At 65.5% G+C, this 21631-nt stretch carries 22 protein-coding genes; 8 read left to right on the forward strand and 14 right to left on the reverse strand.

Annotated elements, in window-relative coordinates; translation table 11 throughout:
• Positions 1 to 70: 70 nt before the first annotated feature.
• The 3 genes from AC3EC3_RS06995 to AC3EC3_RS07005 form a co-directional block, all read right to left on the reverse strand.
• On the reverse strand, positions 71 to 355 hold the full coding sequence (locus tag AC3EC3_RS06995; RefSeq protein WP_488488878.1) for a hypothetical protein: 285 nt from the start codon (positions 353 to 355) through the stop codon (positions 71 to 73).
• Positions 356 to 472: 117 nt separating this feature from the next.
• A complete protein-coding gene (locus AC3EC3_RS07000) occupies positions 473 to 1195 on the reverse strand; it encodes an ABC transporter ATP-binding protein (RefSeq protein ID WP_488488879.1) in 723 nt (240 codons plus the stop codon).
• A complete protein-coding gene (locus tag AC3EC3_RS07005) occupies positions 1188 to 2429 on the reverse strand; it encodes a lipoprotein-releasing ABC transporter permease subunit (RefSeq protein WP_488488880.1) in 1242 nt (413 codons plus the stop codon). Before AC3EC3_RS07005 ends, AC3EC3_RS07000 begins: the two co-directional genes overlap by 8 nt.
• Before the next feature lie 375 nt (positions 2430 to 2804).
• On the opposite strand from AC3EC3_RS07005, the gene purF reads away from it, so the two are divergent.
• From purF to AC3EC3_RS07020, 3 genes are all read left to right on the forward strand, one after another.
• Positions 2805 to 4265 carry an amidophosphoribosyltransferase gene (gene purF, locus AC3EC3_RS07010; protein WP_488488881.1) on the forward strand — a complete coding sequence of 487 codons (1461 nt, stop codon included), beginning with the start codon at positions 2805 to 2807 and terminating at the stop codon, positions 4263 to 4265.
• A 4-nt stretch (positions 4266 to 4269) separates the two neighbouring features.
• Entirely contained in the window at positions 4270 to 4998 is a 729-nt protein-coding gene (locus AC3EC3_RS07015; RefSeq protein WP_488488882.1) for an SDR family NAD(P)-dependent oxidoreductase, read from the forward strand.
• A gap of 121 nt (positions 4999 to 5119) precedes the next feature.
• The gene (locus AC3EC3_RS07020) at positions 5120 to 5452 is read left to right on the forward strand and encodes a PilZ domain-containing protein (RefSeq protein WP_260923886.1); all 333 of its coding nucleotides are present in this window, start codon (positions 5120 to 5122) and stop codon (positions 5450 to 5452) included.
• Between the two features lie 33 nt (positions 5453 to 5485).
• Here the strand turns inward: AC3EC3_RS07020 and AC3EC3_RS07025 are convergent, their stop codons facing one another.
• From AC3EC3_RS07025 to AC3EC3_RS07035, 3 genes are all read right to left on the reverse strand, one after another.
• Entirely contained in the window at positions 5486 to 6019 is a 534-nt protein-coding gene (locus AC3EC3_RS07025; protein WP_488488883.1) for a hypothetical protein, read from the reverse strand.
• 10 nt (positions 6020 to 6029) lie between these two features.
• A complete protein-coding gene (locus AC3EC3_RS07030) occupies positions 6030 to 7346 on the reverse strand; it encodes a class I SAM-dependent methyltransferase (protein ID WP_488488884.1) in 1317 nt (438 codons plus the stop codon).
• Between the two features lie 93 nt (positions 7347 to 7439).
• Positions 7440 to 8843 (reverse strand): cryptochrome/photolyase family protein, encoded by a 1404-nt coding sequence (locus AC3EC3_RS07035; protein WP_488488885.1) that lies wholly within the window; start codon positions 8841 to 8843, stop codon positions 7440 to 7442.
• A gap of 72 nt (positions 8844 to 8915) precedes the next feature.
• On the opposite strand from AC3EC3_RS07035, the gene AC3EC3_RS07040 reads away from it, so the two are divergent.
• Entirely contained in the window at positions 8916 to 9617 is a 702-nt protein-coding gene (locus AC3EC3_RS07040; RefSeq protein WP_488488886.1) for a phosphatase PAP2 family protein, read from the forward strand.
• Between the two features lie 149 nt (positions 9618 to 9766).
• Entirely contained in the window at positions 9767 to 10249 is a 483-nt protein-coding gene (locus AC3EC3_RS07045; protein ID WP_488488887.1) for an RNA pyrophosphohydrolase, read from the forward strand.
• 186 nt (positions 10250 to 10435) lie between these two features.
• On the opposite strand, the gene AC3EC3_RS07050 is transcribed toward AC3EC3_RS07045, so the two are convergent.
• From AC3EC3_RS07050 to AC3EC3_RS07065, 4 genes are all read right to left on the reverse strand, one after another.
• Entirely contained in the window at positions 10436 to 10981 is a 546-nt protein-coding gene (locus AC3EC3_RS07050; RefSeq protein WP_488488888.1) for a tetratricopeptide repeat protein, read from the reverse strand.
• A 13-nt stretch (positions 10982 to 10994) separates the two neighbouring features.
• Entirely contained in the window at positions 10995 to 12161 is a 1167-nt protein-coding gene (locus AC3EC3_RS07055; RefSeq protein WP_488488889.1) for an RsmB/NOP family class I SAM-dependent RNA methyltransferase, read from the reverse strand.
• Positions 12162 to 12174: 13 nt separating this feature from the next.
• On the reverse strand, positions 12175 to 13629 hold the full coding sequence (gene guaB / locus AC3EC3_RS07060) for an IMP dehydrogenase (protein WP_260923915.1): 1455 nt from the start codon (positions 13627 to 13629) through the stop codon (positions 12175 to 12177).
• 74 nt (positions 13630 to 13703) lie between these two features.
• A complete protein-coding gene (locus AC3EC3_RS07065; RefSeq protein WP_488488890.1) occupies positions 13704 to 15311 on the reverse strand; it encodes a M28 family metallopeptidase in 1608 nt (535 codons plus the stop codon).
• A 206-nt stretch (positions 15312 to 15517) separates the two neighbouring features.
• On the opposite strand from AC3EC3_RS07065, the gene ypfJ reads away from it, so the two are divergent.
• Together ypfJ and AC3EC3_RS07075 are read left to right on the forward strand one after the other, a co-directional pair.
• Positions 15518 to 16408, forward strand: coding sequence for a KPN_02809 family neutral zinc metallopeptidase (gene ypfJ, locus AC3EC3_RS07070; RefSeq protein ID WP_488488891.1), 891 nt, complete (start codon positions 15518 to 15520; stop codon positions 16406 to 16408).
• A 66-nt stretch (positions 16409 to 16474) separates the two neighbouring features.
• Positions 16475 to 17107: a hypothetical protein gene (locus tag AC3EC3_RS07075; protein WP_488489224.1), complete on the forward strand. Its 633-nt coding sequence runs from the start codon at positions 16475 to 16477 to the stop codon at positions 17105 to 17107.
• A 21-nt stretch (positions 17108 to 17128) separates the two neighbouring features.
• On the opposite strand, the gene AC3EC3_RS07080 is transcribed toward AC3EC3_RS07075, so the two are convergent.
• A complete protein-coding gene (locus tag AC3EC3_RS07080) occupies positions 17129 to 17494 on the reverse strand; it encodes a YidH family protein (RefSeq protein WP_488488892.1) in 366 nt (121 codons plus the stop codon).
• A gap of 26 nt (positions 17495 to 17520) precedes the next feature.
• Positions 17521 to 18114 (reverse strand): HdeD family acid-resistance protein, encoded by a 594-nt coding sequence (locus tag AC3EC3_RS07085; RefSeq protein WP_488488893.1) that lies wholly within the window; start codon positions 18112 to 18114, stop codon positions 17521 to 17523.
• 185 nt (positions 18115 to 18299) lie between these two features.
• Here AC3EC3_RS07085 and AC3EC3_RS07090 point away from each other — a divergent pair, with 185 nt between their 5' ends.
• Positions 18300 to 19340: a sensor histidine kinase gene (locus tag AC3EC3_RS07090; RefSeq protein ID WP_488488894.1), complete on the forward strand. Its 1041-nt coding sequence runs from the start codon at positions 18300 to 18302 to the stop codon at positions 19338 to 19340.
• An 82-nt stretch (positions 19341 to 19422) separates the two neighbouring features.
• Here the strand turns inward: AC3EC3_RS07090 and sdhA are convergent, their stop codons facing one another.
• A complete protein-coding gene (gene sdhA / locus AC3EC3_RS07095; protein ID WP_488488895.1) occupies positions 19423 to 21243 on the reverse strand; it encodes a succinate dehydrogenase flavoprotein subunit in 1821 nt (606 codons plus the stop codon).
• Positions 21243 to 21629: a succinate dehydrogenase, hydrophobic membrane anchor protein gene (gene sdhD / locus AC3EC3_RS07100; protein WP_488488896.1), complete on the reverse strand. Its 387-nt coding sequence runs from the start codon at positions 21627 to 21629 to the stop codon at positions 21243 to 21245. The genes sdhA and sdhD overlap by 1 nt, the downstream gene beginning before the upstream one ends.
• Positions 21630 to 21631 lie beyond the last annotated feature (2 nt).

Raw genomic sequence — 21631 nt, forward strand, 5'->3', positions numbered from 1 at the left:
GTACAGGGGGCAAAAAGGACGGGCGCCGCACCTCTGCCGGTCGGCAGGCACGGCGCCGTCGAAGCCTTGATCAGCCCTGCAGACCGCGCGGAAAATCGCTGCGGCGGTAGAGGCGACGAATGTCACCGATCTGGAGCATCCGGTCGCCGTCCTTCTGGATAGCGTAATGCGCCTGCTCGTCGTCATTCAGATGCATGACGTAGCGGATCAGGTTGGCCGTGGTGTCGCGGCGAATGGCCTTGAAGAAGTTGAGCACACCGCCCCCGTCGTTGGTGCGGTGCAGTTCGGCGCTGTCATCCCAGCCGGGTACTTCATCAAAAGGACCACCCTGAATCGTGGTCGGGTTGTCGCTCATCTAAACGTCCTCTCAATTGGCAATGGCATGTTTATAGAAACGTGAACGTGCAAAGGCGCACACATGTTGCATGCTCCCTCTGCACGCGCGCACCTGAATCAAACAGGAACGCACTTGTCAGGCAAGCACACCTTCGTGCAGGCGCACCACGCGATCCATATGCGCGGCCAGCCGCTCGTTGTGCGTCGCGACAAGCGCGGCACTGCCCTGGCCGCGCACCAGTTCGAGAAACTGCGCAAAGACCTTGTCGGCGGTGCTTTCGTCGAGATTGCCGGTCGGCTCGTCCGCCAGCACCAGACGGGGCTTGTTCGCCAGCGCACGGGCGACCGCCACGCGCTGCTGCTCGCCGCCCGACAGCTTGCTGGGCCGGTGGTCGAGCCGCTGGCCAAGGCCCAGCGCGGTGAGCAGTTCGGTCGCGCGCGCTTCGCACTCGGGCCGCGAACGTCCGGTGATAAGCTGGGGCAGCACCACGTTCTCGATCGCGTTGAAATCGGGCAGCAGGTGATGGAACTGGTAGACGAAGCCGATGTAGTCGCGCCGCACCGCGGCACGCGCATCCTTGCCCAGCTTCGAGGCATCGATTCCCGCAATCTCGATCCGCCCGCCGAAGCCGCCTTCGAGAAGGCCGATCGCCTGCAGCATCGTCGACTTGCCCGACCCCGAGGGGCCCAGCAGCGCGACGATCTCGCCGGGGCGGATGGTCAGGTCCACGCCGCGCAGCACGTCGATAGTGACGCCGCCCTGCGAGAAGCTACGGGTTAGCCCTTCGAGCCGCACGGCAGGGCCGGCCTCCATGGCAGCCGAGGGCACGTCAGCGGCGGAAACGGTCACATCATTCATAGCGCAGCACCTGCACGGGGTCAGTGCTCGCCGCCTTGAAGGCCGGGTAGAGCGTGGCAAGGAAACTGAACACCAGCGACATCACGCAGATCACCGTGATCTCCACCGGATCGGGCCGCGAGGGCAGTTCGGTCAGGAAACGGATCGAGGGATCCCACAGGTTCTGCCCGGTCACGATCTCCACCGCGTGGACGATCGGCTGGCGGAAATAGAGGAACACGAAGCCGATGCACACGCCCGCCACCGTGCCCATCGCACCGATGCAGAAGCCGGTCGTCACAAAGACCTTCAGCAGCGAACGGCGCGTCGCCCCCATCGTGCGCAGGATCGCGATATCGCGCGTCTTGGCCCGCACCAGCATGATCAGCGAGGAGAGGATATTGAACACCGCCACCAGGACGATGATCGACAGGATCGTGAACATCGCCACGCGCTCCACCGCCAGCGCCTCGAACAGCGAGGAGTTTATCTGCCGCCAGTCCGACACTTGCGCCAGCCCCGCCAGTTCGCGTTTCAGCGGCGCAAGGATCGTGCCCACATCGTCGGGGTTCTTCACCGAAACCTCGATATTGCCGATGGTGTCGCCCATCAGCAGCAGTTGCTGCGCGTTGGCGATCGGCATCACGACATAGGACTGGTCGAAATCATAGATGCCGATCTCGAATATCGCCGAGACATGATAGGCGACCTGTCGCGGCACCGTACCGAAAGGCGTGGCGCGGCCAGCCGGGTTGATGATGGTGATGACATCGCCCACCTGCGCGCCCAGATCGCGCGCCAGTTCCGAACCTATCGCGACATTCTCCGCGCCCGGCTGCAGCCCGCCAATATCGCCTGCCGTCACCTTGGCATCCAGATTGTGGATATCCGCCTGCGTGTTGCCGCGCAGCAGGATCGCCTCGGTGCGGCCGTTGAACGTCACCATCAGCGGCTGCTCGATCAGCGGCGAGGCATGCGTCACGCCCGGCGTCTTTCGCACCTGCGTCACGATCTGCTGCCAGTTGTCCAGCCGGTTGCCATAGCCCTGGATGATCGCATGGCCGTTCAGCCCGACGATCTTGTCGAACAGTTCGCCGCGAAAACCGTTCATCACGCTCATCACGATAACGAGCGCGGCTACGCCCAGCATGACCGCCACGAAACTGATACCCGCCACGAGCGCGATGAAGCGCTCGCCCTTGCCGGGCATCATGTAGCGTTTAGCGATGGTCCATTCGAAGGAAGACAGGATCAAGCGACAGGTCCGCCTGTGATCGGGATTGATAGGAACGCGCCTTACGGCGCAGGCAGGACACTGGCAATGCCCCGATGGAGCGATGCCGGACGGCGATGAACTGCGCGAGACGGCCTTGCGAGAGGATGAACACGCAGGGAAGAGCGGGAATACGGCGGATACGCCAAGGCGAATACCGCACAGTAAGGGGACAGAGCGGCCCTCCCAAACCCGCCCGATCCGCGAAAGTTCCCGCCTTTTTCGCCGTCATCGCCCTGTCAAAAGCACAGGTCAGGACACAGTGGGGCAAACTGTCTGCCCTGCCCCCTTGCTTTTCCGGGCGATCCCAGCCAAATGCGCGGCACATTGTGAGCGGCAAGCGGGCCCTACGATTCCATGAACATGACACACCCCTTTCTCGATGCCGACGGGGACAAGCTGCGCGAAGAATGCGGCATCTTCGGCGTTATCGGTGCCAACGAAGCTGCGGCCATCACGGCGGCGGGTCTTCACTCCCTGCAACATCGCGGACAGGAAGCGGTGGGCATCACCAGCTTCTCGGGCTCCGAATTCCACTCGCACCGCGGCCTTGGCCACGTGGCGCAGGTGTTCCGCCACAAGGAACTGGAAACGCTGCCCGGCCGCATGGCCTCGGGCCACGTGCGCTACGCCACCACCGGTGGCTCCGGGCTTCGCAACGTCCAGCCGCTGTTCGCGGATCTGGCCGCCGGCGGCTTCTCGATCGCGCATAACGGCAACATCTCCAACGCGATGACGCTGAAGCGCGATCTCGTGTCGAAGGGATCGATCTTCCAGTCGACCTCCGACACCGAGGTGATCATCCACCTCGTCGCAACCAGCCGCTACCCCACCCTGCTCGATCGCTTCGTCGATGCCCTGCGCATGGTCGAGGGCGCCTATTCGCTGATCTGCACCACCGCAGAGGGCATGATGGCCTGCCGCGATCCTCTGGGCATCCGTCCGCTGGTGATGGGCCGCATCGGCGATGCCATCGTCTTCGCCTCGGAAACGGTTGCGCTCGATATCGTCGGTGCCGAGTTCATCCGCTCGATCGAGCCGGGCGAACTGGTGCAGGTCGATCACAAGGGCGTGATCTCCAGCCACCGCCCGTTCGGCGATCCCTCGCCGCGCCCCTGCATCTTCGAGCACGTCTATTTCAGCCGTCCCGATTCGGTGATGGATGGCCTCTCGGTCTATCAGGTGCGCAAGCAGATCGGCGTCGAGCTGGCCAAGGAAGCCTTCGCCGATGCCGACGTGGTGATCCCCGTGCCCGACAGCGGCGTTCCGGCCGCCATCGGCTATGCCCAGCAGTCGGGCATTCCGTTCGAGCTTGGCATCATCCGGTCGCACTACGTAGGCCGTACCTTCATCCAGCCGGGTGACGCGGCGCGCCACGCCGACGTGAAGCGCAAGCACAACGCCAACCGCGCCATCGTGGAAGGCAAGCGCATCATCCTGATCGACGATTCGATCGTGCGCGGCACCACCTCGAAGAAGATCGTCGAGATGATGCGCGATGCCGGTGCTGCCGAAGTCCACATGCGCATCGCCAGCCCGCCGACGGAGCATTCGTGCTTCTACGGCGTCGACACGCCCGAGCGTTCGAAGCTGCTCGCCGCGACCATGGACGTTCAGGCGATGGCCGAATTCATCCAGGCCGACAGTCTGGCCTTCGTCTCGATCGACGGTCTCTACCGTGCGGTGGGCGAGGAAAAGCGCAAGACGAAGTGCCCGCAGTTCTGCGATGCCTGCTTCACCGGCGACTATCCCACCAAGCTGACCGATTTCGCCGAGCGCGATTTCCCCGCACCGGTCAAAGTCGGCAAGGTCGCCTGAGACCTTGACCGAGGCAGCGTCCGTCGACCTGCGCGGCCAGATCGCGCTCGTCACCGGCGCCAGCCGGGGGATCGGCGCGGCCACCGCCATCGCGCTGGCTGCCGCCGGTGCGCATGTCGTCCTGACCGGGCGTGACACCAAGGCGCTGGAAATGGTCGAGGAGACCATCTTCCAGGCCGGTGGCAATGCCACCATCGCGCCGGTCGATCTGGCCGAGCCGGACGGCGTCGCCCGGCTCGCCAGTGCGCTTGCAACACGCTGGGACCGGCTCGACATCATGGTGGTGAATGCCGCCATCCTCACCGAGCTGACCTCGGTGGTCGATATCGACCAGCGCGCCTTCAACAAGGCACTGACCACCAATGTGCTGGCCACGCAGGCGCTGATCGCCAACTTCGATCCGCTGCTGCGGCAAAGCCCGAATGCGCGGGTGATCGGCCTCACCTCCAGCGTAGCCCAGCGCCCGCGCGCCTACTGGGGGGCCTATGGCGCCACCAAGGCCGCGTTCGAGGTGCTGCTCCAGTGCTATGCGCAGGAGGTCGAGAAGACCTCGCAGATCCGCGTCGCGGTGCTCGATCCCGGCGCCACCCGCACCGCGATGCGCGCCCGCGCCTATCCGGGCGAGGCGCCCTCCTCGGTCAAGCCACCCGAAGCGGTCGCCGACGCGGTGCTGGACCTGCTGGGGCAGAACTTCCCCACCGGGCATCATCTGGCGCTGAGCCAGCCTAAGTAAGTTACCGCGCGAAGCCTCCGCCCCGGTAACGCGATAGTAACCCTTTCTTGCGAGTCTCGATTCTGGACACTGCCGGGTACGCCGGATGTGGCCGAACCGAACCGCAACACGGGCAGCTTTCATGATCGAACGCACGCAAACCGAAGCCTATGCGCACGCCGCGCAGGAGGACCGCAGCGCGCACCGCAGCCGCATCTCGATCCCGGCCACCTTGCGCGCCTCGGGCGGCAAGACATTGCAGACCGCCGTACGCGACCTCTCGCTTTCAGGGTACTCCGCCACCGCCATCACCCGCATCGTGCCCGGCACGATCTGCTGGCTGACCTTCCCCGGCATGGAAGCGATGCGCGGCAAGGTGGTGTGGTGGAACAACGGCCACGTCGGCTGCGCCTTCGACCGCCTGCTGAGCGAGGACGAACTGGCGGCGCTCAATACGCGATGGGACGGGCGTTAGTTTACTCGCAGCTTCTTGAACGCTGCGGGATCGCTACTGCTTGGAAGCATATCGTGGTGCTGCGGAAGGATTGAGGCGATATCCATCAGGTGTCCTGATCATATCTCGGCTCAGCGGAATGGACCGATTATCGATGATAGGCAAAGAGAGCGGCTTCCAGTTCGCACGAACGTTGGCCATCGTAGAATTCCGAAACCGAATAACTGCGGCTTCATCCTTTCCTCTCAGGAACATCAGCCAAACGCGACCAAGATGATCGCTTTGGTCCATGATCACCGCCCACGTTTCCTCATCAGTTGAACCCCGCCATACCGCCGCATGAACAGTCATTTTGGCCTGCGGCATATCGCGGCCTAGTTCAGCCAATTCCTCGTCGCTGCTCGCATCGAGATGGCCGCCAGCCTCTTTCGCCGTTCGCCGCAAGATTGACAGCAGTTTCGCTCGCGCCTCCGCAGTCGGAACGGCTATCTCGTAAGCGGCGAGTGTTTGCGAGCTTCTTTCAGAAGGCCTCGGGTGGCACCCCGCACATGACAACACGATCAACGCCAGAGCAGCGACGAAGCGCACTGACTATCCCCTACCCCTTCACCAGCGTCACTTGTGCCACGTCGATGCCGCCGCCCATGAAGCCGCCTTCGCAGTACATCAGGTAATAGCGCCAGAGGTCCACGAAGCGGCTGTCGAAACCGGCAGGCAGCCGCCCGTCCTCGACCGCGCGATCGAAGTTTTCGCGCCATTCGTAGAGCGTGCGTGCATAATCGAGACCGAAGCCGTGGCGGTTCTCCCATGAAAGGCCGCGCTCTTCGGCAAGTGCGCGGAATTCCGGCTCGTCGATCAGCATGCCGCCGGGGAAGATATAGGCCTGGATGAAGTCGGCACTGTGGGCATACGATTCGAACAGCTCGTGCCTGATCGAGATGAACTGGATCGCCGCGCGTCCGCCCGGCTTCAGGTTCTTCGCCACGCAATCGAGGAAGCTGGGCCAGTATGAGCGCCCCACCGCCTCCACCATCTCGACCGAGACGATGGCATCGTACTGGCCCGAAACGTCGCGGTAATCCTGCTTGCGGAAATCCAGCTCACCGGGCTCCATGCCTGCCGAATCGGGCACGCGCTCGGCGATCCAGCGACGGCGAGCATAGGTCAGTTGCTCGTCCGAAAGGCTGATCGCGTCGACCGAAACCTGATTGCGGCTGGCAAGGAACGCCGCCAGCGTGCCCCAGCCGCAGCCGATCTCCAGCACTTTCGCGCCGGGCTCAAGATGCAGCCGCTCCTCGATGGCGGAGACCTTGGCCGACTGCGCCATGTCCAGCTCGCTGAAGAACTGGCCCATGGCGTTGGGGCCTTCTTCCCTCGCAGAATAGAGCGCGCTGGAGTAGATCATCGTCTCGCCCAGCCACTGCTCATAGAAATCGTTGCCGAGATCGTAGTGCGCGTGGATGTTGCGGGCCGAGCCCTTGCGGGTGTTGCGGTTCAGCCAGTGCAGCAGCCGTGCGACAAGGCGCCACGGACCGTGCGCCCGCGCGGTGTCACCCAGCGCGGCGGCATTGTCCATGAACAGCGCGAACAGCGGCACCGGGTCCGGACTGCTCCATTCGCCCGCATCCCAGGCCTGATACCAGCCCACGGACCCAGCGGTGGCGAGGCGCAGCAGCGCCTTCCAGCTGTGCAGATGCACCTCACAGGTAAAGCCTGGTTCGCGTCCGCCCAGCAGGCGCGCCTCTCCGTTGGGAAGCGTCGCCATGACCGCGCCGCGCTGCAGTTTGGCGTCGATCCGGTCCAGCATGCGCGCCACGCTGCCCGACCACAGCCGCGCCAGCCACTGCGGGCCGACGCCGACACCGCGTCCTCCGGCAACGAGTTGCCCACCGCGATCGGGAGTCTGTGCGTTCATAAGTGACCTATGACTCTTTCGCACCGCTGCGGCAATGCGCGAGTGCTGACCTTTCCGTATCTTAACCCCCGAACCTTGCTGCGGTTCTACAGGTCATCTCGCGGATTTTGCAGTGTTCCATGCATCGAGCGCACGTTCCCGCGCGTCGCGGTGCTCGACGAGACGCTTCGGGTAAGTCTTCGGCCGGGCCCGGTCGGACGGATCGTGGATCTCGGCATCGGACAGGTCTGCCAGTTCAGGAACCCACTCACGGATGTAGGCTGCCGCATCGAACTTCTCCGACTGGCTGAGCGGCGCCATGATCCGCACGAACATGTTGGCATCGACGCCCGAGCCCGCCGTCCACTGCCAGTTGACCGCGTTGCTGGCATAATCGGCATCGACCAGCGTGTCCCAGAACCAGCGCTCGCCCTCGCGCCAGTCGATCAGCAGGTGCTTGATCAGGAAGCTGGCGGCGATCATCCGCACCCGGTTGTGCATCCAGCCGGTGTGCCATAACTGCCGCATTCCGGCATCGACGATGGGATAGCCCGTGCGCCCGCGCTGCCATGCCCTGAGCGCGGCATCGGCCTCCTTGCCGCTACGCCACGGGAACCGGTCGAAGGGCTCACGCGCGGAAGTGCCGCCGTAATCGGGGAACTGGCAGATCACATTCTGCGCATAATCGCGCCAGGCGATCTCGGAGAGGAACACGTCCACCGAACCACCGGCATCGGCCACCGCATGCCAGATTCGCGCAGGCGAGATTTCGCCGAAATGCAGATGCGGCGAAAGCATCGAGGTGCCTTCGACCGAGGGCAGGTTGCGCTGGCTTTCGTAGGCGCTCACCTCGTCCAAGAAGGCCCGCAGGTGCTTCATCGCCCCGGCTTCGCCCGGCTGCCACGTCTCGCGCATGCCGCCGGCCCAGTCCGGCTTTTCAGGCAGGAGCCTCCAGTCGGCGAGCCTGTCGGATTTCGGCCATGTGCCGGGCGCGTGAAGTGTGTGTGGACGCGACTGCGGCTCCGGCGGCGGCATGAAGTCCCGCAAGGCCCGCCAGAACGGCGTGAAGATACGATAGGGCGTCCCCGCCCCGGTCGTCACCGATCCCGGCGGGGCGAGGTAGTTGCCATGGTGGAGGTGCAGGTCGAGCACTTTGCCCACCGCCCGCTCGGCATTGCGCCACCACGGCTCGTAGTGGTGCAGCGCGTGGACCTCGCTCGCCCCCACTTCCTCTGCCACATCGGCCAGCACCTTGTCGCAAGGACCGCGCCGCAGGATCAGGCGCGAGCCCTTCTCGCGCAGATCCGCATCGAGCGCGGCCAGCGAATGGTGCAGCCACCAGCGCGAGGCCCCACCCATCGCCCGGTGCTTCGCGGTCTCGTCATCGAGCACGTAGACGGGGATCACGGGGCCACGCCCAGCCGCCTCGGCCAGCGCGGCCTGATCGGACAGGCGCAGGTCTCGGCGCAGCCAGACGAGGATCGGTTTGGGAGAAGCGGACGCGGAAGGCTTGGTCATCGCGGGGCAACGTGCAAAAGGGCAAGCCGTTCCGCAAGATCGTCTTCCACAGTACCGGACCTTACCCTTTTCATGCCCGCCCCACACCTCGCCGACCCGCTGCTCTCGCGCAAGCAGGCCAAGCTCATCGCCATCGTCTGCTGGATCGCCTTTGCGGTGATCGCCGCCGGGATCGCCAGCAACGCCCTGATCGGCTTCGACGTGACGGGCATGCTGGTCTGGCGTGACGCCCACCTGCTGCCCACCGGGCCTTACGCGCTATACGGTCTGGCCGTCAGCCTCACCGCGCTGGGCGGTGTGCTGCTGCGCTCGATCATCACGGTAGCGGCAGCGCTGGTGCTGTGGCGACTGAAACGCGGCCACGCCGCGATCCGCTTCCTGCTGACGATCGTCAGCGGCTCGCTGTTCGGCCTGCTGGTGAAATTCGCCGTCGAACGGCCGCGCCCGCAGATCGTGCCGCATCTGGTCCATGCCAGCGGATCGAGCTTTCCCAGCGGGCACAGCCTGAATTCGGCGCTGCTCTATATCACCATGGCGCTGGTCTTCGGCGCGTTCTCGCAAGGCCGCGCGCTGCGCTGGGGACTTGTAGCAGGCGCCGTGCTGCTGAGCTTCGCCATCGCCTGGAGCCGGGTGTGGTTGGGCGTCCATTGGCCCAGCGACGTGGCGGCAGGATTGCTGGCAGGAACCGCTTGGGCCTTCGGCGCCGCCGCGCTGTTCCAGAAGATCGATGCAGCCGCCTCCCCCGGTGGCAGCAAGGCCACGGCTGAGCGATAATTCATCGCCGCGCTCGCAAAACGATCTGGTCAACCGGATACACATGCGCCATTTTCACGGCATGCTTCGCCCCGACGATCCAAGCGCCGAGCCCGTATCGTCGCCCCTTCCGCGCAGCATCCCCCTATTTCAAGGACATACTCTCTACCATGACTGACTTCGCGACTCTGCCTTACCGCCCCTGCGTGGGCGTGATGCTTGTCGATGCTTCCGGCAAGGTCTTCGTCGGCAAGCGGATCGACAACCGCGAGGGCGATTTCTGGCAGATGCCGCAGGGCGGTGTCGACGAGGGCGAAGACCTCAAGGACGCAGCGCTGCGCGAACTGTGGGAAGAGACCGGCGTTCGCGAAGAGAATGTCACCATCCTGTCCCGCACGCGCGAGGAACTGCTCTACGATCTGCCGGACGTGCTGATCGGCAAGCTGTGGAAGGGGCGCTATCGCGGCCAGCGCCAGACCTGGTTCCTTGCCCGCTTCGACGGCACCGATGACGCCATCGACCTCGAAGCCCACAAGCCTGCCGAATTCTGCGAATTCAAGTGGATCGAGCCCGATCTGCTGCCCGAGCTGATCGTACCCTTCAAGAAGCGCGTCTACCGCGCCGTGCTCGATGAGTTCCGCGCGCTGATCTGAACAAGTTCAGCAGCAATCGGGGCAACTCCTGCCCCGATTGCCCACCCCGTTCGTGTCGAGCGTAGTCGAGACACAGCAGCGCTACCGTGTCTCGACGACGCTCGACACGAACGGAGAGGATCAGCGCCCCTCCAATGTCAGTTACATCGGCACAATGTCAGGTAAATCGGCGCCGCTGCGCCTCGGTCAGTTGTCCGTGACCGCAGGGCGCGACACCGCACCGGCATCGACCGCCATCTTGGGCGCCGTGGCGCCGCGCGCAATCGCTGCCGTTACCTCGCGCGTGCCTGCACAGTCCTTGCCGCACAGGTTTTCCAGCCGGGCCAGCGAAGCCCGGGCCTTGTCGGTCGCGCCCTTCTCGGCCAACGTCACGCCTTCGCCCGAAATCGCCGCGAGATTACGCGGATCGCGGGCCAGCGCATCGCGATAGTAATGCAGCGCCTTGCCGGTCATGCCGGTCTCGCGCGTGGCACCTGCCAGCGCGACCAGCACGGTGGCACTGCCCGGCTGCACCGTCAGCGCTGCCTCGTAAGCGCTCACCGCACCATCATGATCTCCCGCAGCCTCATCCGCACGCCCCTGATCGAGCAGGCTGACAACACGCGGGTCGAGCGTTTCGGGCGGCGCCGAAAGCGAAACGGAAGACGTCATCGCGATCGCGAGAGAAAGTGCGACGGCAACGGGAGTATAGCGCATCAACAGGTCCTTGGCCGAGGGCGAGATCCTCTTCATGACCGAAACGCTATCATAGCCTGACGAAGCGTGCGACGAAAAAGCCGTCGGTTCCGTCATGGGCCGGAGACAATCGCACACCGTCTCCGCACGGCGTTCCGGCGGGCAGATGCGGCATCTCCGCACGCCAGCCCGGATGCTCGGCGAGGAACTGCGCAGCGCGGGTCTGCCCTTCGGCATCGAGTAACGAGCAGGTCACGAAAATCAGCCGTCCGCCCGGCTTCACCAGCCGCGCCGCAATGCCCAGCAACCGCTGCTGGATCGTGGCATAGCGCTCGATCTGCGCCGGTGTCAGCCGCCAGCGCGCCTCGGGGTTGCGGCGCCAGGTGCCGGTGCCCGAACACGGCGCATCGACCAGCACCGCATCGGCGGCACCGGTGAAGCGCGCCAGTGCCTCGCCCTCGCGATTGGGGTTGAGCAGCACGGTCTCGACATTGGCCACGCCCGCCCGCTCGGCACGCGGCGGCAGGCGTTGCAGGCGGGCGCGGTCGGTATCCGCTGCGATCAGCGTGCCGCGATTGTCCATCGCCGCTGCCAGCGCCAGCGTCTTGCCGCCCGCCCCTGCGCACAGGTCGATCACGATCTCGCCGGGGCGTGCCGCCACGACCTCGCAGGTCAGTTGCGATCCGGCATCCTGCACCTCGATCCGACCCGAAGTATAGGCCTCGCTCTGTTCGATGCGGGTGTCGGGGGGGTAGCGCAGGCCATGCGCCGCCGCGACCGGCTCACCGCCCTCGGGCACCGCGCCTTCGCGCAGCGGGTTCACGCGAACGTCCAGCGGGGCACGGTCAAGCAAGGCTGCGGCATCGGCGCCGGAAATCCCGCTCTCCGCCAGCGCCTCGACCAGCCAGCCTGGCGCAATACCCTCGCTGGCGATCATGTCCCCCACAGCACGCGTCGCCGGGGCATGGCGGGAGCCATCGAACAGCGCTGCCAGTGCGGCATCGCTCTCGGCCACCCGCAGCATCGCCGCGCGGCCCGAAACCGGCACTTCACCGCAGGCGCGGATCGCACGATAGGCCAGCTCGCGCACGGCACGGCGGTCTCCGCTGCCCGCCCAGCGACGGGCGCGGAACCACTCGGTAATCAGCCTGTCGGCAGGTGCCCCGTTCGAGCGGGCAGCGGCGATCACGAGGTCAAGCACCTCGATCGCCGCCTGAACACGCGCGGCGGGGGTCATGCCCGGACTACTTTCAGCGCGAGGGGTAGTTCGGCGCTTCGCGAGTGATCGTCACGTCGTGGACGTGGCTCTCGCGAAGACCGGCGTTGGTGATACGCACGAACTGCGCGCCCTTGAGGTCTTCGATGGTGGCAGAGCCGGTATAGCCCATCGCCGCCTTGATGCCGCCGACCAGCTGGTGGATCACGTCCTTGGCCGGTCCCTTGTAGGCGACCTGCCCCTCGATACCCTCGGGCACCAGCTTCATCTGGTCCTTGATGTCGCCCTGGAAGTAGCGGTCCGCCGAGCCACGGCCCATCGCGCCGACCGAACCCATGCCGCGATACGACTTGTAGGCGCGGCCCTGATAGATGAAGGTCTCGCCCGGCGCTTCCTCGGTGCCTGCCAGCATCGAGCCGATCATCACGGTCGAGGCACCGGCGGCGAGCGCCTTGGCGGCATCGCCCGAGGTGCGCAGACCGCCATCGCCGATCACCGGGATGCCTGCCTTGGCGGCTTCCTCTGCCGCGTCCATGATCGCGGTGAGCTGCGGCACGCCGACACCGGCAACGATGCGCGTGGTGCAGATCGAGCCCGGCCCGATGCCCACCTTCACGCCGTCCGCACCTGCGTCGATCAGCGCCTTGGCGGCTTCTGCCGTCGCGATGTTACCGGCGATGACCTGGGCGTTGTTCGACAGCTTCTTCACGCGCTCGACCGCGCGGGCGACATCGGCGTTATGGCCGTGCGCGGTATCGATCACGACAACGTCGCACTCGGCGGCGAGCAGCGCCTCGGTGCGCTCGAAGCCCTTGTCGCCCACGGTGGTTGCAGCGGCAACGCGCAGGCGCCCAGCCTCGTCCTTGGTCGCGTCGGGGTAGGTGACGGCCTTTTCGATGTCCTTGACGGTGATGAGGCCTACGCACTTGAAGGCATCGTCCACCACCAGCAGCTTCTCGATGCGGCGGGCATGCAGCAGACGGCGCGCCTCTTCCGAACCGACGCCAACCTTCACGGTGGCGAGGTTCTCATGCGTCATCAGTTCGCGCACCGGCTGACCGGGATTGGCGGCGAAACGCACGTCGCGGTTGGTAAGGATGCCCACGAGCTTGCCCGAGCCTTCGACCACCGGGATGCCGTTGATCTTGTGCGTCATCATCAGGGCGCGCGCTTCACCCAGCGTGGCGTCGGGCGAGATGGTGATCGGGTTGACGACCATGCCGCTCTCGAAGCGCTTGACCGCGCGGACGGCAGCGCACTGCTCTTCGATGGTGAGGTTGCGGTGAAGCACGCCGATGCCGCCCAGCTGCGCCATGACGATGGCCATGTCGGCCTCGGTCACAGTATCCATCGCCGAGGAGACGACCGGAATGTTCAGGCTGATCGAACGGGTCAGGCGGGTGCGGGTATCGGCCTGGGTGGGCACGATCTCGGACTTGGCAGGACGCAGCAGAACGTCGTCGAAAGTGAGTCCGAGAGGGATATCCATGTGCGCCACCTAAATCTTGCGGGGGAGAATCGTGGCGAGCCATGTAATCAAAGATACCGCCAGAGGCTAGACCCTCATTTCGCGTTTGCGGAAGACGTGGATGCTCCGATTGCAGCGGCAGTTGCCGGAGACGCGGGCACACTGTCGGACGTCGTGGGCGAATAGGGCTGCGCATCGCCGAACCAGCGCCCCAGCGCCGCCAGCATCACGGTATCGTCCGCCGCCCCACCCAGCGGCCCCAGATGCGCCACATCGTCGATCGGGCGGTGATACGGCCCCTCGAAGAAGGCACGCAGGCGCGACAGTTCGCCATAGGCCGTCGTCACCATCACCGCAGGCACATCGTGCTGGAGCAGCGCCCAGCCATCCTGACGGCGCACATATTCGTTGGCATCGTCGTTCTGGACGATCTTCACCTTCTGCGCCTTCGCCACCTTTTCGATCTCGGGATCGAGCGCAGTCATCCCGCGCCCGACGATTGCAAACGGTGTGCCGTGCGGTGCGATGGCGGGCGAATCGATGTTGAAGGCCGCCACGAAGCGATCGAGCGGGATCGGCGGATTGTCGGCAAAGGCATGGGCGCCCAGCAGCCCGGATTCCTCGCCCGTGGTCGCCATGAAATAGATATCGCGATCGAGCTGCGGCCCCTTGGCAAGCTGGCGGGCGACTTCGGTGAGCGCCGCCACGCCGCTGGCATTGTCAACCGCACCGTTGCAGATCCGATCCGGCGCCCCTGCAGCGGCACACTCGCCGAAGTGATCCCAGTGCGCCAGAAACAGCACCGCCCCTTGCGTGGGATCGCGCCCCGGCAGCTTGCCGATCAGGTTATGGGTGTGGATCGTCGTCTCGGTCGTCGTCGCCTCCAGCGAGACCGCAATGTCGAGCACGCGCGGCACGAAGCCCGGGGTCGCTGCTTTCGCTTCCAGCTTCTGGAGCGAAAGACCCGCGTGAGCGAGCAACTCGGTCACGCCCTCGCGCGTGGCGTAAGCCTCGATATCGCTGTCGAGCCCCTCGTCGGCCAAGGCATAGCCCGAGCGCTCACGGCGCGCCGCCACATCGGCCAGCGTGCGGTGCCCGTCGAGCACGGTCAGCACCGCCGCCGCGCCCTTTTGCAGCAGCATGTTCTGGCGGCTGCCATCCGTACCGTCGCCATCGAGCAGCAGCGCGACCCGTCCCGCCAGTTCGGCGCGGGTCAGTTCACTCCCCTGCCCGTGCCCGACGAACAGCAACGGCGCACGGCTCACCATCGCGCGTTTACCCCAGGTCAGCGCCAGAACGGACTTGCGATCGAACGGCATCGCCCGCCCCTTGCGCCAGAAGCGTGCGGTGGAAACGGCAGGCTCGCGCACCAGCAGCGTTACCGGCGCGAACCACTCGTTCCCCGGATCATTGGTCCCCGAGACGAGGCCGATGTCGAACCATTCCTTGCCGAGATAATGGAGCGTCTTTGTCTCGCCCTTCGTGCCCGGCTTGCGGCCGTCGAAGTCATCGCTGGCAAGCACGCGAATATCGGCGAGCAGGCGCGCTTCGATATCCCGGCCGCCCCTGTCGATGCGTGGACCGGCGGAAAGCGATCCGCTCGCCGTCAGGGCAGCGGCAAGAACCGCGACAGCAAGTCCCCGCAGCCCACGCCTTGCGGTGCTGCCGAAATACTGCCCCTCGTTGCCCGTATGCCCTCGCATGGTCGTTCTATAAGCGCATTCCATCGCACTTGTCAGGCATGCAACTGCCGTTTTGCGTTGCATGGAGTGCGCTTCGCACTCGATCCATCGCATTTTGCGTCCCACCAGCGGGACGGGAGCAAAAACGGCGCGCGGGGATTACAGCGCGACCGAGCTCGGCTAGAGTCCCGATCACAGGGTCAGGCGGATCAGGCGGGGACACGAATATGCGGCTCAATCAGTTCAATCCGGCGAACATTCGCGTCAGCCAGGGTGAAGGCGGCGGAGGCGGCTTTCCCGGTGGCGGCGGGGGCAAGCTGGGCTGCGGCACACTGGTACTGGTGCTGATCGGCGCGGTCGTGTTCGGCGTCGACCCGCAGCAGATGCTCGGCACGATCGAGAGCGTCCAGACGGCCACACAAGGCGGCAGCGGCGGCCAGTCGCCTTCCTCCGCTCCGGCTGCCGGAACCACCGACGTTACAAAGATCTGCACCCAGAACGCCTATGCGACCGAAGCCTGCAACGCGCTCGATTCGCTCAACCAGACCTGGCAGCCGCGCTTCAGGCAGGCCGGCATCGCCTTCGACCAACCCACCCTGCACTTCTACAACGGCACCGATCGGTCCGGCTGCGGCGTGGCGCAGGCGGCGATGGGGCCGTTCTACTGCCCGGCGGATCAGGGCATCTGGATCGACACCAGCTTCTACGACGAACTTCAGCAGCAGCTCGGCGCCAAGGGCGATTTCGCGCGCTATTATGTGATGGCCCATGAATACGGCCACCACGTCCAGCACCTGACCGGGCTCGACACCAAGGTCCGCCGCGAGCAGCAGGCAAACCCGCAGGCCGCCAATTCGCTACAGGTGCGCATGGAACTTCAGGCGGATTGCTATGCGGGCGTCTGGGCCGCGCGCAACCGCGATCTGATCGAGCCGGGCGACATGGAGGAAGGTATGCGCGCCGCCAGCGCCATCGGCGACGATACGCTGATGCGCAATGCCGGGCAGACCGTGAACGCCGAGCGCTTCACCCACGGCACCAGCGCCCAGCGCATGGAGTGGCTGAAGCGCGGGCTCGACACCGGGAACGAGGACGCCTGCGACACGTTCGCGTCATGAGACAGGCCGCCTCATGAGACAGGGTGCGGAACCGGTTGGCCGCCTACAGGAGACAATGTGACTACCATGCGCAAGTTCGTCGGTGCCGCAGGGGGAGCGGCTGCCGCTCTGGGGCTGCTTATCGCGCCTGCGGCCAACGCTGCCGATCAGCGCCCGATCACCGATCGCTCACCCGATGCAATGGATGTCGCCAAGACCCCGGTCAACGATCTCAACCTCGACCAGCGCAAGATTCCCCAGTTGCTGATCGAGGCGGAGACCAAACCTTATGACCGGGATGGTCTGAACAACTGCACCAGTATCACCGCCGCCGTGGATGCCCTCGACGATATTCTCGGCCCCGATCTCGATCTGCCGCAGGAGGAGCGCGACCGCATCAGCGCCACCCGCGTCGCGAAATATGTCGTCGCCTCGTTCATCCCGTTCCGCGGCCTCGTTCGGGAAGTCTCCGGCGCGCGCAAGCACGATGACGAAGTGACCGCTGCGATCCAGGCGGGACTTGCCCGGCGCGGGTTCCTCAAGGGCCTTGGCGAAGCGCGCCACTGCGCCTACCCCGCCTCTCCCGCCACGCCCAGGGTGATCGCGGCATACAAGGCGAAGTTCGAGAAGGAAGACCGCGAGAAGGCCGCGAAGAAGGCCAAGGCCGAACGGGCGGACGCCGCCAAGAATGAGGAGCGCCGGGCTCGCTCACCAAGCTGACGTCAGGCCAATTCCGCCCGCTCAACGCACGAGCACGCCCACCAGCACAGCGGCGCAGACCAGCACCAGAAAGCCGTTGAAGCCGAGCAGCAACCATGTCGGCAGGCGCGCCATGTCCGTGCGCGGCCGTGGCACGGCGCCGCCGATCTCGCGCCACACGCCTGCCACGAAACAGAACCCCGCGAAGGCCAGCAGGAGAACAGCCGTCGCCGTGGCCAGCCAATGTGCGATCTCGCCATCGAGCAGCGCTTTCGCCCCCACGCCCGAGGCCAGCGCGGCCAGCCCCGTTCGCATCCACGCCGCATAAGTCCGTTCCGAGGCGAGCAGTGTACGGTCCGCCGCCAGTTGCGTGCGGCGGTCCGTACTCTCCTTCGGGTCGCTCGCCATCCGTCGTTATCTCTAAAGCGGTTATCTCAGAGCGGCAGGCCCTTGCGCATGTCGCGCGCGACCACCAGCAGGAACACCCCGCGCACGCCCAGCGTGATCGCGACGATCCCGGCCAGAAAGGCGAGGCTCACCAGCGGCCCTGCGAACATCAGGATCAGCCCGAGAAGAACATCGAGCACGCCCATGCCGATGCGCCAGCCGCGATCGTGACGCGCCCTGAACCCTGCGGCCAGTTGCAGAACGCCCGTCACCAGCAGCCACACGCCGATCGCCCAGACCAGCGAGACCGCGCCAGCCAGCGGATTGAACAGCGAGACCAGCCCCGCGATCAGCGCGACGACGCCAAGGCCGATCTCGATCCAGCGCGCGCGGCTGGACATCGCGGTGAAGCCCGAGGCAATGGCGGCGATACCGTAAAGCGTCAGCACCAGCCCGATCACGAGCCCGGCGGCAACACCCGCAATGGCCGGTTCGACCAGTACCGCCAGCGCGATCAGCAACAGAACGATCCCGTAGGCGAGCACCCAGGCCCAGCCGGAAGGCTCGCGCGCGGCGGCTGATACCAGCGGATCGGCATCGAGCGAGGGATCGAGAGTGGGGTCCATGTGCATCTGCACCATGCGCAATCTCCGATGGAATATGAGGTCGGTTCCCCAGTGCAACGTCCATCACGGCACGGGGTTTCCGCGCCATCCGTCACAAAACATACCACCCGCCATCCGAAATGCGCAGAAAGACTTGCAGCCGATTAGTGCCGTGTTAGCTTGAACGGCCATCCTCGGAAGCCTTGGGAGGCCTGCCGCATATGGAAAATTCGGGCACAACGCCTCTGGCGGCGCCGCATTCGGCGCCTTCCACCAGCACAACCTCGTTAGCCGATCTCCAGCGCGCGATGCTGGATACCACGCCGGACTGCATCAAGGTCATCGCGCCGGACGGCAATCTCGTCACGATGAACCGCGCAGGCTGCCTTGCTCTGGGCGTCGATCCCGCATCGGGCTTCGGCATGCCGTGGGCGCCGCTGCTCCCGCCCGAAATCCAGGCGGCAGCCGAGGCGGCGCTGGAAAGGGCGCGCGCAGGCCATGTGGCCCGCTTCTCCGGCCGCAGCGAGTTCAACGGGCTGGTGTTTTACTGGGACAATCTGCTGACCCCCGTCCTCGATACGAATGGCGCCACGTCCACCATCCTGTGCGTCTCGCGCGACGTCACAGAGACGACGCTGCTCGAACGCCAGCTCGAAGAAGCGGTCGCCCGCGAAAAGCTGATGGCGCGCGAGATCGCGCACCGGATCAAGAACCTGTTCTCGGTCGTCTCCAGCCTGTCTCACTTCGCTGAGCGCGAGGCGCGGGGGAGCGGCGGTAGCAAATCGCCGATGGCGCTGTTCCGCGCCAAGGTGGAAGCGATCTGGCGATCGTTCGACGCGGTATTCTCGGACAATGCCGCGCGGGGCAGCGATTTCGCCCAGCTCGATCTGCAAACGCTGCTGATTTCAGTGCTTCAGCCCTACTACAGCCAGTGCAGCGTCCACGGCGACCGGGTGAGCCTGCCGGAGACCTATCTCTCCACGCTCTCACTGGTCACGCACGAACTGATGACCAACGCGGTGAAGTATGGCGCGATCTCCCGCTCCGATGGCGAGGTGAACCTGCACTGGACCGCGCACGAAGGTATGCTCGATCTCGTCTGGGAAGAACGTGGCGGCCCGCCCCTTGTCACAGCACCCGAGCATCGCGGCTTCGGCAGCGATCTCATCGACCGCCTCCTCGCCACCGCTTCCGGCACGATAACGCGCGAGTGGAACGAACAGGGTCTTAGCGTGCGGATCAGCCTGCCCTTGCGGCCCTGACCGCCGGGCAACGAAAAAGGCCGCCTCTTGCGAGACGGCCCTTTTCATTTTCGCGAAACGCGAGGTCAATCAGGACAAAGCCTCAGTACACGCGGGCCTTGGGCTTGATGTACTCGACATCGTCGGTCAGCGTGTATTCGTGGACCCGGCGGTAGTCGAGACGGACGTCGCCGCCCTTGCCGCCCCAGCCGTCGAACCAGCCCACGGTGTGCTTCATCCAGTTCGCATCGTCGCGGTTCGGGAAGTCCTCGTGCGCGTGGGCGCCGCGGCTTTCCTTGCGGGCGTGCGCGCCGTGCAGCGTGACAGTCGCCTGCGAGATCAGGTTGTCCAGCTCCATCGTCTCGACGAGGTCGGAGTTCCAGATCAGGCCACGGTCGGTAACCTTGATGTCGCTCATCTTCTTGTAGGTCTCGGCGATCGCCGCCTTGCCCTCGGCCATCAGCTCGTCGGTGCGGAACACGGCGGCGTGGGCCGACATGTTGCGCTGCATCTCGGTGCGCAGTTCCGCCGTCGGGGTGCCACCGTCCGCATAGCGGAAGTGATCGAGACGGGTGAGCGCGAGATCCGCCGAATCCTTGGGCAGTTCCGGCTGCGCCTTGCCCGGCGTCAGCAGTTCCTTGAGGCGGTGACCGGTCGCACGACCGAACACCACGAGATCGATCAGCGAGTTCGAGCCCAGACGGTTGGCGCCATGGACCGAAACGCAGGCAGCCTCACCCACCGCGAACAGGCCCGGCACCACGGTGTCCGGATTGCCGTCGGCACCGATGGTGACCACTTCGCCGTGATAGTTACAGGGAATGCCGCCCATGTTGTAGTGTACGGTGGGAACCACCGGCAGCGGCTGGCGGGTCAGGTCGACACCGGCAAAGATCTTGCCGCTCTCGGTGATGCCCGGAAGACGCTCGCCCAGCACCTTGGCGTCGATGTGATCGAGGTGCAGGTAGATGTGGTCCTTGTGCGGACCGACGCCGCGACCTTCACGGATTTCCAGCGCCATCGAACGCGAGACGACATCGCGCGAGGCGAGATCCTTCGCCGAGGGAGCATAGCGCTCCATGAAGCGCTCGCCTTCGGAGTTCGTCAGGTAGCCGCCCTCGCCGCGTGCGCCCTCGGTGATGAGCACGCCCGCGCCGTAGATGCCGGTCGGGTGGAACTGGACGAATTCCATGTCCTGCAGCGGCAGGCCAGCACGCAGCACCATGCCGCCGCCGTCACCCGTGCAGGTGTGGGCCGAGGTCGCGGTGTAGTAGCTGCGGCCATAGCCGCCGGTCGCCAGCACCACGGCCTGCGAGCGGAAGCGATGGATCGAGCCGTCGTCGAGGCACAGCGCGATCACGCCGCGGCACTCACCGTTCTCCATGATCAGGTCGATCGCGAAGTATTCGATGAAGAAGTCCGCGTCGTACTTCAGCGACTGCTGGTAGAGCGCGTGCAGCATGGCGTGGCCGGTACGGTCGGCCGCGGCGCAGGTGCGCTGCACCGGCGGGCCTTCGCCCATGTTCTGCATGTGGCCGCCGAACGGACGCTGGTAGATGGTGCCGTCCGCGTTGCGGCTGAAGGGCACGCCGGCGTGCTCCAGTTCGTAGACCGCTGCGGGTGCTTCGCGCACCATGTACTCGATCGCGTCCTGGTCGCCCAGCCAGTCCGACCCCTTGACGGTGTCGTACATGTGCCAGGTCCAGTGATCGGGCGTGTTGTTCTTGAGGCTGGCCGCGATGCCCCCCTGCGCCGCAACGGTGTGCGAGCGGGTGGGGAACACCTTGGTGATGCAGGCGGTCTTCAGACCGGCCTCGGCCGACCCCATGGTGGCGCGAAGGCCCGAACCGCCGGCGCCGACGACAACAGTGTCGTAGACGTGGTCGATGATCTTGTAGGCAGAGCCCGTGGTATTCTCGGACATCAGGCGTGGGCTCCCAGCGCGAGGCGAATGATGCAGAACACGCCGAAACCGGCGCCTGCGAAGGCAAGGAAGTTCAGCAGCGTAACCAGCGCGAACTTGTTGCCGTGTTCATGGACATAGTCCTCCATGGCGACCTGCAGGCCGAGGCGTGCGTGCCAGAAGGTGGAGATGACGAACAGCGCGATGGCCATCGCCGGGACCGGCTTGACGATCCACTCGATCACCGTCGCATAGCTCATGTTCGGCAGCAGCAGGATCGAGATCACCAGCCAGAGGCCGAGCAGCAGGTTGCCGATGGCGGTGAAGCGCTGGACCAGCCAGTGGCTGACGCCCGTCTTCGCCGAACCCAGGCCGCGCACGCGGCCGATGGAAGTTCCGTTACCCATGT

Source organism: Novosphingobium sp. BAM6, from assembly GCF_057784955.1.